This is a genomic window from Singulisphaera sp. GP187 (assembly GCF_900129635.1).
GTDB lineage: Bacteria > Planctomycetota > Planctomycetia > Isosphaerales > Isosphaeraceae > Singulisphaera.
In genome coordinates this window covers 3,217,747-3,234,013 of sequence record NZ_FSRB01000001.1, presented here as the reverse complement: position 1 = coordinate 3,234,013, position 16,267 = coordinate 3,217,747, and the positions used below count along the sequence as shown (strand labels likewise).

Annotated in this window: 10 protein-coding genes; 8 read left to right on the top strand and 2 right to left on the bottom strand. The window is 63.3% G+C overall.

What is annotated here, in order from left to right; all coding sequences use genetic code 11:
* Nucleotides 1-4: 4 nt before the first annotated feature.
* Entirely contained in the window at nt 5-271 is a 267-nt protein-coding gene (gene rpmA, locus BUS42_RS12695) for a 50S ribosomal protein L27 (protein WP_015249678.1), read from the bottom strand.
* Between the two features lie 241 nt (nt 272-512).
* Between rpmA and queC the strand changes: the two genes are divergently transcribed.
* Nucleotides 513-1,208, top strand: a complete 696-nt coding sequence (queC, locus tag BUS42_RS12690; protein WP_074307226.1) for a 7-cyano-7-deazaguanine synthase QueC — start codon at nt 513-515, stop codon at nt 1,206-1,208.
* 62 nt (nt 1,209-1,270) lie between these two features.
* Here the strand turns inward: queC and BUS42_RS12685 are convergent, their stop codons facing one another.
* Nucleotides 1,271-2,089, bottom strand: a complete 819-nt coding sequence (locus tag BUS42_RS12685; protein ID WP_074307225.1) for a hypothetical protein — start codon at nt 2,087-2,089, stop codon at nt 1,271-1,273.
* 322 nt (nt 2,090-2,411) lie between these two features.
* Between BUS42_RS12685 and BUS42_RS12680 the strand changes: the two genes are divergently transcribed.
* The 7 genes from BUS42_RS12680 to BUS42_RS12645 all read left to right on the top strand — a co-directional run bounded on the left by BUS42_RS12680 (nt 2,412) and on the right by BUS42_RS12645 (nt 16,040).
* On the top strand, nt 2,412-3,443 hold the full coding sequence (locus BUS42_RS12680; protein WP_254053468.1) for a S1C family serine protease: 1,032 nt from the start codon (nt 2,412-2,414) through the stop codon (nt 3,441-3,443).
* A gap of 187 nt (nt 3,444-3,630) precedes the next feature.
* Nucleotides 3,631-5,457, top strand: a complete 1,827-nt coding sequence (locus BUS42_RS12675; protein ID WP_074307224.1) for a hypothetical protein — start codon at nt 3,631-3,633, stop codon at nt 5,455-5,457.
* A 270-nt stretch (nt 5,458-5,727) separates the two neighbouring features.
* Nucleotides 5,728-8,085, top strand: a complete 2,358-nt coding sequence (locus tag BUS42_RS12670) for a peptidylprolyl isomerase (RefSeq protein WP_074307223.1) — start codon at nt 5,728-5,730, stop codon at nt 8,083-8,085.
* Nucleotides 8,086-8,932: 847 nt separating this feature from the next.
* Nucleotides 8,933-11,521 carry an ATP-dependent helicase HrpB gene (hrpB, locus tag BUS42_RS12660; RefSeq protein WP_315850725.1) on the top strand — a complete coding sequence of 863 codons (2,589 nt, stop codon included), beginning with the start codon at nt 8,933-8,935 and terminating at the stop codon, nt 11,519-11,521.
* Between the two features lie 611 nt (nt 11,522-12,132).
* Nucleotides 12,133-12,579 carry a hypothetical protein gene (locus tag BUS42_RS12655; protein ID WP_254053467.1) on the top strand — a complete coding sequence of 149 codons (447 nt, stop codon included), beginning with the start codon at nt 12,133-12,135 and terminating at the stop codon, nt 12,577-12,579.
* A 402-nt stretch (nt 12,580-12,981) separates the two neighbouring features.
* Nucleotides 12,982-15,309: a type II secretion system protein GspD gene (locus BUS42_RS12650; RefSeq protein ID WP_074307220.1), complete on the top strand. Its 2,328-nt coding sequence runs from the start codon at nt 12,982-12,984 to the stop codon at nt 15,307-15,309.
* Nucleotides 15,306-16,040: a LysM peptidoglycan-binding domain-containing protein gene (locus BUS42_RS12645; RefSeq protein WP_074307219.1), complete on the top strand. Its 735-nt coding sequence runs from the start codon at nt 15,306-15,308 to the stop codon at nt 16,038-16,040. Before BUS42_RS12650 ends, BUS42_RS12645 begins: the two co-directional genes overlap by 4 nt.
* The last annotated feature ends 227 nt before the right edge of the window (nt 16,041-16,267 follow it).

Below are 16,267 nucleotides of genomic sequence, written 5' to 3'. Positions count from 1 at the left end.
GTGCTCAGTTCTGAGCGGCGGCTGTGGCGAGGGGGACGACATTGATCCGACGTCCCTCCTGGTCAAACTTGATCTTGCCGTCGATCAGCGAGAAGATGGTCCAGTCGCGGCCGACCCCGACGTTCTTCCCCGGGCGCCATTTGGTGCCCATCTGGCGGCAGATGATGCTACCGGGCTTGGCGAGCTGACCACCGTACAACTTGATGCCGAGCATCTTCGGATTCGAGTCGCGACCGTTACGACTGGAACCCTGCCCCTTCTTGTGAGCCATCGCGTCACTTTCCTTCGTTTCTTGGCATGTCACGCTCGAGGTACGAGCCGGATCCACTGAGCCCGACTCAATACTCCGCCGCCCAAACGAGGGATTGTAGCCGGAGAGTCGGCACGGCGGCAAGGGAAGTTCGAGCAAGGTTCATGCTGCCCTGAACGCTTGGCTGCGGAATCGCGCTTGCCCCTCGGGTGATAATCTTCCAGGATGGTGGACTGGGAGACGCACAACTTAGGAGACAAGCATGGCGGTCGGGGCGAAAAAAGCAGTCGTTCTTCTGAGCGGAGGGCTGGATTCGGCGACGGCGGTTGCCGAGGCGAAGGCGGCCGGGTTCGAGGTCTATGCGCTGACGATTCTCTATGGGCAACGGCACGTGGTGGAGCGTGACGCCGCCAGGCGGGTCGCGAAGGCGCTTGGGGTGACTCGCTACGTCGAGCAGACGATCGACCTTCGCGCGTTCGGGGCCAGCGCCCTGACCGATGAGATCGCGGTGCCCAAAGACCGCCCGGCTGAGGATATGGCCTCGGGAATCCCGATCACCTATGTCCCCGCACGCAACACGGTTTTCTTATCCCTGGCCCTGGCCTGGGCCGAGGCGCTCGGTGCGTTCGACCTCTTCATCGGCGTGAATTGCGTCGATTACTCGGGTTACCCCGACTGCCGCCCCGATTTTTTGAAGGCGTTTGAGACTCTCGCCAACCTGGCGACCCGCGCGGGGGTCGAGGGGACCGGCCGATTTGTGATCCACGCTCCGTTGCTGACCATGACCAAGGAGCAGATCATTACCCGAGGTCGGGAGCTTGGGGTCGATTTCGGACTCACGCACAGTTGCTATGACCCCACGCCTGAGGGTCTCGCCTGTGGACGCTGTGATGCCTGCTCACTCCGGCTCGCGGCTTTTGCCGGGCTCGGGCTGACCGACCCGGTTCGCTACCAGTAAGAAGTCAGTCGCGGACGCCTTCATCCTCGTTCATCAGGGGACGAGTCGTCCGCGACCCGAGGTCACCAGTAGATCCACTCGTAGGGTGGCTCGAGGAGCTGGATTTCCCGCTCGCTCAGATTGCGATCGTCGCCGCGACGGATGAAGTCGATTCGCAGAGTCTTGTGCCGGACGGTCGGTTTCCCGCCATCGGGCGCGGGGAGGAGCTGATAGCCGTCCGAAAGACCGCGGACGTAGATTTTGAAGCCGTCGGCCTTGGGGTCGACGCCTTCCCAGACGGCTGTGCCAAACACGGCGTCGTCGATCCCGACCTTCGTGCTCGGCGGGATCGTGCCCATGATGTTGACCGCGCCCAGCAACGGGATGGACGGGTCTTCCCGGGCTTCGATAATTGGGACCGCCTGGGGCAAGACCGTGTCCTCGTACCGTTTCCCGGTATCGGTCACCAGGGTGAACTGCGGAACGAACACCTGCGGCTTGCCGGAGTGGTTGACCACCCGGTAATACAGGTAATGAACCTGTCTTCGCCCCTTGCCCGGAATTTCGGTCGTGATCAACCGAACCGGTTTGAACGCGAAATCGAGGACCCAGATCCCCTCTTTGTCGCGTGGCAGGAGCGAGGCATCCACCATCTGCACGTTAAAGCTGGGCGCACCCCGGCGCACCGGCACCGTGCGTAACGGCGGAAGTTTGAAGTCGGGGATGGGCGCAGGCTGCTCAAGGACCTCCTTGGCACCCTCATCGCCTTTTTGCGGCGGATCGGCAGGAACGGGTGCCTCGGGCTTGACTTTTGCTTGATCATCCTGTGCCCGGGCCGAAGACAAGCCCAGCGCCACGACAGCCAAAGCAATCGACACCACTCGAATCAGTTCGGTGGACACGGGCCATTCTCCCCAGCGTCGGTGGGTTGTGCTGATGGGCGACGAAGAGGACGAAAATGCGAGAGGATCATCCATTGAGGTCATCTTAACCTAACAGGAGCCCGGCGGTTCCGTCAAGACGACCTCACTGGTTTTTGGGGGATCACGTAGCTTGAGCGGTTTAGGTGAATTGGCCGTTGCGGATTCGGGTCCTCGAGCCGAAATCCTTCGTCGCTCTTGGGTTGAATCCTCGTCCCGGATTCTTACAATGGGGCCGCATCGAGGCGGAGCTTAGAACCGGATCGAGGCTGCGCCCTACCTATTGATGAAGGGACTTCGGACGATGCGCTTGGTCGTGCCGGTCGCCGTCACCGTGTTGGTTGGGTTATTCTCATGTGGGGCGCACCGCGGGGGAGCGGCCGAGGTTATCGGGTTGAAGGACGGGCACGAGGTCACCGGCGAGGTGGTTGCCGAGAAGCCCAACGCGCTCTACGTCGACCTCGGATTTGATATCCTGCGGATTCCCCGCGATCAGGTGGTCCGGCGGGGGAAGCCCGGCGCCGCGGACCCCGCGACACTTTTGGCTCACGAGCCCGAGACCGAAGCGAGCGGTTTCTTCACGTTGGGGCCGCTTCGCCCCGCACCGGTCAAGGAACTGGTGGCGAAGTTTGGCGAGGCCGTCGTCTCGATCGAGACTCCCTCGGGCAAAGGCTCAGGGTTCATCATCAATGATGATGGATATGCGGTCACGAATCATCACGTGATTCACGGGGAAACCCGGATCTCGGCGGTGCTCTACCAGAATGTGGCGAGCGGATTGGCCCGGCGGCGGATTGAGAACGTCGAGATCGTGGCCTTGAATCCGTTCGTGGATCTGGCGCTTTTGAAACTGCCGGCCCAGAAGGATTTGAAACTTAGTCACGTGGTGCTGGGTAGTCTGGACGACCTGAATGCCGGGGATGGCGTGTTCGCGGTGGGCAACCCGCTCGGTCTGGAGCGGAGTGTGTCCCAAGGGATTGTGAGCACGCGGAACCGGAATTTCGAGGGTCAGATCTATCTTCAGACCGACGCGGCCATCAACCCCGGTAATTCGGGGGGGCCGCTGTTCAACTTGCGGGGCGAGGTGATCGGCGTCACCAACATGAAAGCGACGCAGGGTGACAACCTCGGTTTCGCGATCCCAATTTATTACGTGAAGGACTTTCTCCGAAACCGCGACGCGTTCTCGTTTGATAAAGAGAATCCGAATACCGGTTATCGCTACCTCGACCCGCCGCGCCGGCTTCGCGTGGGCGATCCGCCGCGGGCGCTCGAGGTTTCTGCCCAGGAGAAGGTCTCGGCGACTGGAGCGCCCGAACGTTCCGAGGTTCCGTGAGAGGATAAAACCGAGGAGCCGGGGGAAGGCATTGGATCCCGCGACTTCGGCTCGTCGTCCTGGTCTGACTGCGAAACAACGTGCCCCAACTCGCCTAGTGATGGGAGAGGTGGGGGGATTGGCGTGGCAAGGTCCCTCCGCCGGTGCGCCGGGGGGTGGAGTTCGAGTGGAAACGGAGTTTTCAGCAATGCATACCCCGAAGCGGGCGGCTTTCCGCCTCGCCCTGGCCGGCTGGGTCGGCCTGGCTGGTCTGTCGCTCGTGGCGGCCCAGAGCCGGGCCGCGACGCCCCCGGAAAAGGTCTACCCGGATTCGACGATCGCCTTCTTGAAGGTTAACGACGCCACCGCCTTACGCGAGTCGTTCAAGCAGAGCCAGTTCGGCCAGCTCTGGAACGACACGGGCCTGAAGTCGTGGCGCGAGGATTTCGCGGAACGGCTCAATGAGGCCGGCAAGTCGTTGAAAGCCAAGATCGGCGTCACGTATCAGGAGCTGCTCCAGCTGCCCCAGGGGCCGGTCTCGATCGCCGTCGTTCGGCGCGAGGATCCCAAGCTTCCCGTCGCGATCCTGATCACGGCTGACGCCGGCAAGAACACCTCGAAGTTGAACGAAGTGTTGGCCAAGGCGACCCAGCAGAGTGAGCAGGCCGGCTCCAAGGTTGCCACCGAGACGTTCAAGGGGGCGACGCTGCATGTGATCCAGCCGCCGCCGTCCAAGGACAAGCCGAAGGATGACGCCAAGGACGATCGGCCCGAGCCTCCCGTCGTTTGGACCAACCAAGGGACCGTCTTCATCATCGGCAGCGACGTCGATGCGACGAAGGACCTGTTGGCCAATGCCGAAGGCCGAACCAACTCGCTCGAGAGCGTGGACTCCTACGCCCAGACCCAGAAGAAGATCGGGGCGGACGCCCAGGTTTCCTGGTTCGTCGACCTCGCCAAGGTCATCAAGCTGGCGGCACAGGGAGCCGCGGCCCAGAACAAGGGCAACGCCGCCCAGACGCAGCAGGTCGAGGCCATCATCCAGATGACCGGTCTCAACGGCCTGAAGGCCGCGGCGGGCAGCTTCACGCTCAACAAAGGGAACTTCGACAGCCTGACCAAGACCTACGTTTACGCCCCGGGCGCCCCGCAAGGTCTGCTCAAGATCTTCTCGTTGCCGCGCGTGAACCTCCGCCCCGAGAGCTGGGTTCCGGCCACCGTCGCCAGCTACCAGACCTGGAGCTGGGACCTCGATAACGCCTACACCGCGATCAACGACGTGGTGAACATGATCCAGCCCGGGATGCTCCAGGTGCTCGAGCAGCAGCTCGTGGGCCCCAACGGGGGCGAGCCCTTGAAGTTCCAGAACGACATCTTCGGTCCGCTCGGCGACCGGATCACCCTGATCAGCGACTTCAAGAAGCCGATCAAGGAAGACAACCAGCGGATGGTCCTGGGGGTCGCCCTCGAGGACGCCAAGGCCTTCCAAAGCACGCTCAACAAGCTGATCGGCATTGCCGGCGGTGCGCCCAAGAAGCGTGAGTTCCAGGGCACGACGATCTACGACTTTGAGATCCCCGACGTTCCCAACAACGCGAACCTCGGCAACGCTCGCCAGTTCAAGGGGCCGATCAGCGTCGCGGTCGCCAAGAACACGGTGTTCGTCTCGAGCGAGCCGACCCTGCTCGAGTTGGTCCTCCGCGGTGGCGGACCCTCCCTGGCCGATAGCCCGGACTACCAGGCCGTCGCCAAGGAGATTCCCGAGAAGGCGAGCACCCTCTCCTTCGTTCGCCCCGAGGAGCAGGCTCGTCTTTCCTACGACATGGTCAAGAGCGGCCAGTTCGAGAAAGCCCTGCAAGGCTCTGCGGTGGCGGGCGGCCCCGACCTCGGGAACATTGGCAAGTTGATCGACAAGGACAAGCTTCCTGACTTCTCGATCTTCGCCAAGTACCTCTCCCAAGGGGGTAGCTACGGTGTCCAAGAGGAAGACGGCTTCAGCGTGACGGGCTTCTCGCTCCGGAAAGCGAATCCCTGACGTCGTTGTCGAATCGATTCTGAATGCGGTTGTAAACCCAGGGCGGCGAGCTGATTTCGATCAGCTCGCCGCCTTTTGCGTTTCAGGCGTCGAGGTTCAGGCGGGTCGAGCCACTGCCCCGTTCCTTGGGTGCGTCCGGTGATTCTGGACTTTTCGGTTCAAGCCGGGCAATCGTTACGTCCGAATAAAGGAAGACAGGCATCAATGAGAAGTGCGCTGGGCGTGCGCGTCCGGCTCGGGCAGTTCGATCGAGGCGCAGGGAGGTGCCGGATGTTTGACCGGACTTGGGGCGGATCGTTTCTGGGGAGCCGAGAAACCCGTGATGGGGAAACCCGCCAGGTCGGCCGGAGGCATCGTCCACAGCTCGAATCGTTGGAAGAGCGCCAACTGCTCGCGGCCTCGCTGGCTCCGCTCCCGGATATCTCGGTGTCGGCCAACCTTGGCTCCCAGGTCCCTCTCGACGGCAGCGCCAGCGGCGCCGCGTCGCAGAGTTTCACCGTCACGTCGAGTAATCCCGACATTCCGGCGAGTGTTGCGGTCGGCAAGTTCTTGACCCTCACCGTGACGCACGAGAAGGCCGCCGGCGATCCCAATGATGTTCTCATCAGTAACCGACCGATCACTTATCAACTCTTTGATGACTTGACTCCCTTGACGGCCGGCAAGATCGAGTCATTTGTCCAGATGAACCCGCCCTTTTATACGGGTAAGAATTTTCACCGAGTGGCTTCCGGCTTCCCCACGGCCAATGACTTCATCATCCAAGGGGGCTCGCTGAGCGGGACCGGGTCGGGCTTCAGCGGGATTGCGGGCAACCCCTTTGTCGACGAGTTTGTTCAGCAGTTGAGCTTCTCGAATAAGTATCAACTCGCCATGGCCAACTCCGGGCCGGATACCAACGATACCCAGTTCTTCATGACCACCGGTGTTCCGCAATTCCTCAACTTCAAGCACACGGTCTTCGGCCAGGTGGTCTCGGGCTTCAGCACGGTCGACGACTTGACCAAGGTGGCGGTCGGCGGGACCGACGGCACCACCCCTGATAGCCCGATCCTGATCAATAGCGCGGCCCTGACCACCGAGAATCCCAACGGTGTGATCCATGTGGATACCACCAAGGCGAAGGCCGGCGAGACCTCGGTGATCACGGTGACCGCCACCGATCCGGCGACCCACACGACAGCAACCCAGACGTTCAAGGTCACCGTGGCTGCCCCTACGCAGAATTCACGTGCCTTCATCCAGCAGTTGCCGTTCCCGACCCAAGTCGTGACGACCACTCCGGGCACCGCGGCGCAACCGGCGGTCGTTTACACCCAGACCGTCGCGGAGAATCAGAAGAATATCTTCAAGATTCCCGCCGTCGATCCTGAAGGCGACAAGCTGACCTACATCGTCAAGGGGGGCGTGTCGACTTCGACAGGGGTCGCGACCTTCACGGACATTCCGGCGACCCAGGCCACCGCGACCGTTGATCAGAATACCGGCATTGTCACGGTCACGCCCGTGCAAGGCTTCAATGGACCGATCAACATGCTGGTCGGCGTCCGCGACCAGACCAATCGTGGTTCGTCGAGCGAGACGATCGATAGCCCATCCAACTTCAGCTACCATCAGATCATTCTGAACGTGAGCGGGGCCACGCCGGTCGCACTGACGCCGATCGCCTTGCCGGTCACGCAGACGGTGGCCGCCGCGAGCCCAACGACCGTCCAACTCAAGGGGGTCAGCGCCAACCCGTCGACCTCGACCGGCCTGACCTACAGTCTGGTCTCGCAGCCCACGCATGGCGCGATCTCTCAGTTCGACGCCACCAAGGGAACGTTCGTCTACACGGCCGCACCCAACTTCGAGGGAACGGATACCCTCCAGTACACGGTGACCGACCACGGCACGGGGACCACGGATCTGACTAGCCCGGCGGCGACCGTGAACCTCACGATCACCCAAGCGGCCACCGGTACGGTGCGGCAGATCGGTAACGTTCTGGTGGTCACCCCCGCGCCTCGGACCGACGGCGGGACCAACGTCATCTCGGTCACGCAGATCAACGACGCGACCAACGCGGCCAATGACAAGATCCAGGTCACGATCAACGGAGTGATCGACCAGACCCAACCCCTGGTCAACGACCTCGACCGCATCGTCGTCTATGGCTCCAAGGCGAGCGATCGGATCACGATCGACCCGAGCGTTGACTCGTTCATGCGTGTGACCCTCGACGGCGGTCACGGCGGCGTCAACGTCCTCCAGGCCGGATCGGGCTTCACGCGTGAACATGGCTGGTTCGGGGCCAACACCCTCAAGGGAGGCGCTGGCCCGAACGTCCTGATTGGCCGCGAGGGGCACGTCAAGTTCAGGCCGACGGCGACGACCGCCGTCATGTTCGCTGGCCGGGGCCACGCGCCTCGGAAGCATCATCACACCACCCCGCCGACCGGCACCTTCTTCAAGAATGTCAATGGTCGGATCGTTCCCGTCGATACTCCGACCGCACGGCCGAGCCATCAATCGGGAAACCTCACGGCTCAACGGCAACTCGGACAAGCTCAACTGAGAGCCACGATGCGGAAGAACCTGACCTCCAAGGTGCATAAGAACCAGGGCGGATCAGGGACTCAGGCGTAATCAAGACGCCTGCCCGTTCTCTTGCGAGGCGGCTTTCGGAGCCGCCTTCGTCTTGTCCCTCTCCCTCTCTCACTCTCACTCTCGTCCTCAAGGCGTCCGACGAAGGCCGTCATGGTTGGGGCGTTTCCGAGCCGAAGTCGTCTCGGAAGCGCCGATGCGGGAGCCTGTGATGGCTTCACCGCGGACAGCTCCGAAACGGGCCGAAACAGCCATGAAATCCACGTCCCGCACCAAGGGACCGTGGATTATGACGCTGGCCAGGGGCCGATTCCGCCGCACCGCGCCACCATTCCGCTTGCGCAACCGATCCGACGACACTTCGCGCCCACCCCGTGGGAAATCCCTTGCCGACATGCAGGATGGCGAATGCGTGTCGCCGCGATCGGCACGTCCTATGGCGAGGTGACGACGCGGCATTGCCCCGGCTCATCGGTCGGATTCATATTGGTACGAGATTTGCACCTTGGTCGCCTCGTGCTTATTGACCTCACTCGCCGATCGGCGGGTCGAGCGGTCAATAAACGGAGGTCCGTGATGAAGTCGCTTTTGAGTTGGATAGCCGACCCTTGCGTTCACTTGGTCTTGATCGGGCTGGCGTTTTTTCACTTGGCAACGATGTCGAAATCGGAATCAAAACCGGTAGATGAAGATGTTGTGATATGCCGCCGATGTGATAGGTCGCATTTGGCCGATGCGATCTGCCCGGCAATCGCCTCGAAGCTTGAGCCCATTCGTGTGCACGACTGAGGCTGGCGGGACCGCCTGATCCTTCGGTACGTGGTCGGGGTGGCTTGTTGCGATCGGTCTATCAGCCTGGGTCGCTCTGCTGGTATGATCGACTCACCCAATGTCCGGAGCCACTCCTCCCGAAGCTATGACTCCCCTTCCAATCGACGCTCATCTTGCCGAAATCGTCGCGCGCACGCGGGAGCGTCGGAGCCTTGTCCTCGTGGCGCCGCCGGGTGCGGGCAAGACCACACGGGTACCGGTCGCGCTCGTCAAGGCGGGGGTCTTGTCGCCCGAGCATCCCGCGCTCGTTTTGCTCCAGCCAAGGCGGGTCGCAGCTCGGGCCGCCGCCGATCGGATCGCCGCCGAGAACGGATGGACGCTGGGCGAGGAAGTGGGTTATCAGATCCGGTTCGAACGGAAGTACGGACCGAGGACACGGATTCGCGTCCTGACCGAGGGAATTCTCAACCGTCGGCTGATCGCCGATCCGTTCCTCGAAGGGATCGGCGCGGTGGTGCTCGACGAGTTCCACGAGCGGAGCCTCCACACCGATCTGGCCCTGGCCTTGCTCCGTGAAATCCGCGACACGGTCCGTGACGACCTGGTGATCGTGGTCATGTCCGCCACGATGGATGCCGAGCCGGTCTCGCGTTTCCTGGCCGACTCTCCGGTGATGCATGTGGAGGGCCGGACCTTCCCGGTCGAGGTCAGTTATCGCCCGACGGTCCGCCCATCATCCGCCGAGGCCGTCGTTGCGGCCGTGGAGGAGGCGTTGGCGGCGGGCGACGATCAGGGCGACATCCTCGTCTTTCTTCCCGGGGCGGAGGAAATCCGCAGGGCAGGGGCCCGGCTCGGCCCGTTGGCTGCGCAGCAAGGCCTGCTGGTTCTGCCGCTCCACGGCGGGCTCTCGACGGAGGAGCAACGGCGGCCTCTCTGCCCGAGCGAGCGCCGCAAGTTGGTCCTCGCAACCAACATCGCCGAGACCTCGCTGACCATCGACGGCGTGCGGACGGTCATCGATTGTGGCCTGGCCCGATTCGCCAGCGTCGATCCCCAGCGCGGGCTCGACCGGCTCGAACTAGGGCGGATCAGCCGGGCGTCGGCGACCCAACGGGCGGGGCGTGCGGGGCGGACATCCCCCGGGCGTTGCCTGAGACTCTGGTCCGAGCGCGAGCATCGTGGTCTCGCTGAGGCCGACCTCCCCGAAATCCACCGGGTCGACCTGTGCGGGACCGCACTCGTGCTCCACGCCTGGGGGCAGGCCGATCCTCGTGGCTTCGGCTGGTATGACCCGCCCACCGAACAACGCCTCAGTGCGGCCGAAGACCTGCTCACCTGGCTCGGTGCCCGCGACGCCTTGGGCCGGATCACACCGCTCGGCCGGCAGATGCTTGAGCTCCCCGTCCACCCGCGACTCGGTCGCCTGCTGATCGCCGCCGCCTTTGACGGCTTCGTTCGCCAGGGGGCGGCACTGGCGGCCTTGCTCTCCGAAAAGGATATTCTCTCGTTCCAGCCCGGCGCCGCGGGCCCTCGGGTCTCCGGTCGCGGTTCGTCCGATCTCCTCGTTCGCCTCGATCTCCTGGCTCAGGCCGAGCAAGCGCGGTTCTCCCCGGGGCTGCGCGACCGCGGCTTGGATCCCGGAGCGGCACGCCGAGTCGCTCAGATTCGCGATGACCTGGTGCGGACCAGCCGGCGACTTCCCGGCGCTCGCGAATCGTGGAACGAGGAACCTGATGAAGAACTGATGCTGCGTTGGGTCGCCCTCGCCTATCCCGATCGGGTGGTACGCCGCCGAGGGAGTGAAGTGACCGGTGTCATGGTCGGCGGTCGGGGGGTCAGGCTGGCGCCCGAGTCGGTCGTGCGGGACGCGGAGTTTTTTGTCGCGCTCGACCCGCGCGAGGACCGCCGCGGTGGGACGAGCGAGGCCCGAGTCCGGCTCGCAAGCGCTCTCTCGCTTGACTGGCTCGAGGAATTGTTCCCCGACGCCGTTCGCCGCGAGCGTGTGGTTCGGTTCGACGAGGAACGACAGAAGCCGGTCGGAGTGAACACGCTCTCCTATCGCGGCCTCCCCCTGCGTGAGGACCGCAACGCCCCCGTCGCTCCGGCGGAGGCGTCGCGAGCGCTTGCCGAGTTTCTTCAACCGCGTGCGGCGGCATTCTTCCAGGAAGATGAACCGGCCGCCGCTTGGCTGGCCCGCCTCGAATTTCTCAGGCAGACGCTGCCCGACCTTGATGCCCCCGTCATCGATGATGGGGTTCTGGCCGAGATCCTCGCCGAAGCGTGTGCCGGCAAGCGCTCGGTCGACGAGCTGAAACGGGGCCAACTCCTTCCATTACTCAAGGGTCGGCTCACCTACGCCCAGAGTCAGTCGCTCGACGAGCTTGCTCCCGAAGCCCTCGTCGTCCCGAGCGGCAATCGGATCCGCCTGACCTACGAGCCGGGCCGACCGCCGGTCTTGGCCGTGCGCCTCCAGGAACTCTTCGGCTGGACCGAAACTCCGCGCGTCGCCAGGAAGCGGGTCGCCGTTCTCCTGCATTTGCTCGGGCCGAATTACCGCCCGGTGCAGGTGACCGAAGACCTCAGCAGCTTTTGGGCGACCGCTTACTTTCAGGTCCGCAAGGACCTCCGGGCCCGCTACCCGAAGCATTCCTGGCCCGACGACCCCCTGACGGCGCGGGCCGAGGCGAAAGGAAGTCGGCGATCGTGAGTCGGTGCCTTCGCCTCAATCGGGGCGGCCGTCGAGCAGCAGCCTCACAGGAATTCTCTGTCTGGGTTTCCCGGCGACGGTCTGCTTCAGGTTGACACTCCCCACGCCTGACGGCGGGGGATTCTCAGTTCAACGTGGACCGCCTTCAATAAGAAGGTCTTACACCCACTCCCTGAGCGTTTGGAGGCCGAAGCCCCCCGTTCCTGTGTGCCCCACAGTACGTATCTGACGAAGACGTCTCTCGACGTTTCCGACAGCGTCGAGATGGGGATGACTTGGTTCTCGCCACCCCAGACGCTTTCTGTCGCTTCAAAGTTTTACGCCGGGAAGGATGTTCTCCCGGCAACCGGCAACTTTGAGTTGTCAAAGAGCGGTCCTCGAAAGGACGATTCAAGAATGCGAAGTGTCTGTTCAGACGTCAAGCAGATTCACGCCTTATATCCCCACGACTGAAGTCGGGGGGGACGGCCAATTTTGATAAGGGTTGACCGGCCTGTATCGAATGATTCGTGCGATCGACGACGCCGATCCATTTCTGGCTTTGCCCGAAGGCCCGATCGAGACGAAAGGAGGAACATGACCAGGAGGTTGATGAACGAGGAGGAGTGTTGATGCGCACGTTATTCGGGGCCTTGGGAATCGCGCTCTGTGCAACCTGGGTCACGGAGGCCCGATCCGATGACGGCGTGGTCCGCTCATCGAATGCGGAGCGAATCCCCCAGAACGCCGCGAAGGTCAGCGACTTCTGTGCGCATCTGGACCGGAATATTGAAGGGTTCCTGACCCCACCGTACCGCGACACCAACCTACTTTACGGTTATTACGATCATGCCGTTGGTCGAGGTCCGGCCATTACCCTCGGCTCGCGGACCCTGATGCCGGGGTTTCGTGGGTACGGACTTCTCGGCAGTCCGGGGTATGGGATCGGGGTACGGCCGACATCCGCCATCGATCTGAAACACTTCAACGGTGGCCCTTGGTATCATAAGTTCCAGCGACAATATCTCGCTCCACCGGGAGTGAATTTTGATCCCGGGACCCCGCGCCGACGCTTCTGACCACTCATGTGATGGCAGCCACTTTCGTCTTTGCAATTGACCTTGCCTCTGGATCCTCTGTCGCTGGGTTGCCTTGTTTCGTGCCGCATTCAAGTCCTGCTAAATTCGGCTTAAACCTCAAGAGCGATTCAGTCGTTACCGATTACCATTGAGACGAGATCCGAGAAATTAGGCTCGATCGAATTTAAGCGATTGCGCCACCGTCCGCGCCTGGAATGGGAAGTGGCGGTGGTGCCCATCCGGATGAACGGGTAAGGTCCCGACTTCGCTTGGCGAAACTCCGTGGACGTGGAGAATCCGACCCGCGCCGGCCAGACCGCGGATCTGGATCCACCTCGTATCCGAGGTTGGCAATCAGGTTTTCGGGACGACCGGCGTCGGAACAGTGGATGGTGAGTGTTCATGCGCCACGAGAAACGGGGGGTCTCGAAACAGGTCTGGTTCCTCGGTCTCGAGATCGTGTTGGTCACCCTATTGGCATTGGGATTGATTCGGTCGACCTTCGTTCCCCGAGGTCAGGATCAGACCAACAACGTCGGGTTGGAACCGCCCCTTCGAGAGCGGGAAAGGGCGGCACTCCTCGAACCGTCCCTGAGCCAGGTGGCCGACGACGCGATGGTCCGGGCGGGCCTTACAACGGAATCGTCCTCGGTGCCTTTGTCCCCCGATCCGCTCGCGGCGAGTGGTTCCCCGGCGGTCCCCGCTGCCATGTCCCTCGGTGCACGACTGCCCGATCCTTCAACTCCGGCTGGAACCCACGCGTTTGGCGCCCGCCCGGAGCTGGTGCAGGCCCTTCCCGGGCTCGAGCCGCTGAAATCGACGACCACAACGCCGGAAATGAGCCTTCCGGACGCGATCGAGCGCACGCCGCGGGCTGACGATCGCCTCACGCTTCGCGCTGAGGATCAGGACGTTCGCCAGGTGCTCGCCCTGCTCAGCCGGCAATCGGGCGTGAACATCCTTGTGTCCCCGGCCGTTCAGGGACGGATCCGGCTCGACCTCCAGGACGTCACGTTCAAGCAGGGCCTCGACGCGATTGCGCGACTGGCCAATCTTGGCGTCAAGGAGGACAAGGGCCTGGTCTACGTGTATTCCGGCCAGGAACTGAGCGAGATGAAGGCCAAGGAGCGGGAGCCGGTGGTGAGGGTCTATCACCTCAACTACATCCGTGCGTCCGACCTCCAGGCGATGATCCGGCCGTTCCTCAGCCCGGAGGCCTCAGTCACGACTACCCCACCCGCGTCGCAAGGCCTTAAAGGGGCCGGGAGCAGAGTCACAGGGGCGGGCGGTGCCGCCGCCGGAGGATTGGGATCAGGATCAGGGGCGGGGTCGGGCAGTCCGAATACGACGGGGGGGCCGTTAGGCTTGGGGGGGAGTGGTGCGTTGACGGCCGGTGGTGGCGTCGCCGGCACCTCCGACACCGGGGGGAACTCACTCTCGTTGCACGACATCGTCATCGTACGCGATTATCCCGAGAACCTTACGACCGTCGACGAGGTGGTGCGCCGGATCGACGTCCAACCGCCCCAGGTGCTGATCGAAGCGGTAATCCTCAGCGTCCAGCTCAACAACACCCAGTCGTTGGGCATCAATTTCTCGGTGGTGGACAACATTCAGCATAAGGCCTTGGTCAGCGGCTCAGGAGCCCTGATCAACGCGGCGGCTGGGTTCACTCCCGCGCGTGTTTTAGCGGCGGCTCCCTTACCCTCGCCCTTCACTCGCCTCCAGCATGGACAATTGATACCAGGTTACACGGGATCCGATTCCGGACTGAAGTTCGGTTTCATCAACCATAACGTGTCGGGCTTCATTGAGGCCATCGAAGCCCTGAACAAGACCAACATCCTGGCGAGTCCGCGCGTCCTCGTCCTGAACAAGCAGCGGGCGGAGATTCAACTTGGTCAGCGACTTGGTTTTAAGAACACGGTGACGAATCTGACCAGCTCGCTGCAGACCGTGGAGTTCCTGAGCATCGGCACTCTCCTGACGCTCCGACCGTTCGTTTCCAACGACGGAATGATCCGCATGGAAGTCCATCCCGAGAAGAGCACCGGGGCGCTCGATTCGCAGGGCATTCCGCAGACGAACACCTCGGAGGTGACCACCAACATCATGGTTCCCGACGGGGCGACGATCGTCATCGGAGGTCTGATCGACGATCAGGACGAGATCGTCGAAGAGGGGATCCCGGGCCTGAATCGGATCCCGGTTCTGGGCGCGGCGTTCCGGACGCGGCGAACGAGGAGCGTGAAGAACGAGTTGATCGTGCTCTTGACTCCCCGGATCATCCACCGTGGCGGCTTGCCCGATCCGGAAGTCGGCCTTCCCCCAAGGGCGAAATGGGAATCCCCAACTCGGGCCCGATGCCCGGCCCCGCGGTGCCGCCAGCGGAATTGCTCGTGGTGCCCCCGGGCCTCGAGCCGGCCGGCCCGGCCGGCCCGGCCGGGGATACGTACCAGCTCCCGCCGTCATCCGTGCCGGCTCCCTCGCCGATCGGGGGAGCTCGGCCGTCGCTCGAGCCGTCGTCGGGCTCGTCGTTGCCGGACACCCCACCGTTGCCGCCACTCCCCATGCCGCCGCCATCGGAATCCGAATCGCCACAGGCGGGGACGCCCGGGCATCCTGTCCCCTCACACGATTTCGGTCCGGCACCGACCCCGGGCGATCCCGTTCCCCGACGCTATTTTGACCCGGCACCGACCACGCGGGCCGCGACTCGGCGCCAGGTGACTCGTGATCCGGCCACCGTCACCGCCTCTCTGGCCCCGTCTGAACCAGGGACGGCACCGCTGACGAGGAAGGGTTTCCCGCATCGGGTTCGCGCTGGCGAGGACTTTGCCTCCATCTCCCGGTACTATTACGGAACACCGAAGCACGCCGCCGCACTCTGGATTGCGAACCGCCAACGGGTTGCTGCCCCGGACGCACTTCGCCCCGGGCTCGAAATCGTCGTGCCGCCCGCCCAGTTGCTCCCGGCGGCGGAGCATCCCGAGCGAGACCGGGAGCAGACTCCGCTCCCGGCCAAGCGATCGGTCATTCCGGAGGGTGAGCGTGATCCGACCGGCCAACCTGGCGGGGTCGAGCCTGCGAAGCCAAGCCGAGCGGGGCCGAAGGCGAACGCCCTCGATCCGGGTTCACGATCCCGGTCGGGCAACCATTCCCCCGGTTTTCTCAATCGGTTCCAGGTCCAGGAATTGGCGTCCTGGCCGGTCCCTCCCGGTGTGTCCCGGGAGGAAGCGTTGAAGAACCACGGCGGCGACCCGGTCCGAGGAATGCTCCAGCGTTTTGCCCCGAAGCGAGCGGACACGTCTCGGGCGGAAGCAACCGCCCCTGTTCCGCCGCCTTCCTCTTCCTCCCCACCCCCGGCCGTGGCGATCCGGCCTTCCCTTGGGCTCCGGCTTTTTGGGGCGGGCCGGAAATCGTCGCAGGCGATGCCCGACGCGGGTGCCTCCAAACGCTGAGTGTTGCGTCTCGTCATCGCGACGCAGGCCATTGCCGACTTTGGGCATCATCCCCGTGTGCGAAACGCCACGTGATGCTGTCGAATCGCTTTATGATCCCGCCGCGGTTTGACAGCCCCACATCGACGACATACACCTCTCGAGGAGATCGAGACCCGTCCGAGACAATGCTCTCGAATGTCGCAACATTTCATCATGGGATTTCTCATAGGATGTGCGATCTGGTG

Bases quoted from the DNA above. Each gene is read 5' to 3' on its own strand.
- hrpB (WP_315850725.1), top strand. From the start codon at position 8,933: ATGTCCGGAGCCACTCCTCCCGAAGCTATGACTCCCCTTCCAATCGAC.
- BUS42_RS12670 (WP_074307223.1), top strand. From the start codon at position 5,728: ATGTTTGACCGGACTTGGGGCGGATCGTTTCTGGGGAGCCGAGAAACC.
- queC (WP_074307226.1), top strand. From the start codon at position 513: ATGGCGGTCGGGGCGAAAAAAGCAGTCGTTCTTCTGAGCGGAGGGCTG.
- BUS42_RS12675 (WP_074307224.1), top strand. From the start codon at position 3,631: ATGCATACCCCGAAGCGGGCGGCTTTCCGCCTCGCCCTGGCCGGCTGG.
- BUS42_RS12655 (WP_254053467.1), top strand. From the start codon at position 12,133: ATGCGCACGTTATTCGGGGCCTTGGGAATCGCGCTCTGTGCAACCTGG.
- BUS42_RS12650 (WP_074307220.1), top strand. From the start codon at position 12,982: ATGCGCCACGAGAAACGGGGGGTCTCGAAACAGGTCTGGTTCCTCGGT.
- rpmA (WP_015249678.1), bottom strand. From the start codon at position 271: ATGGCTCACAAGAAGGGGCAGGGTTCCAGTCGTAACGGTCGCGACTCG.
- BUS42_RS12680 (WP_254053468.1), top strand. From the start codon at position 2,412: ATGCGCTTGGTCGTGCCGGTCGCCGTCACCGTGTTGGTTGGGTTATTC.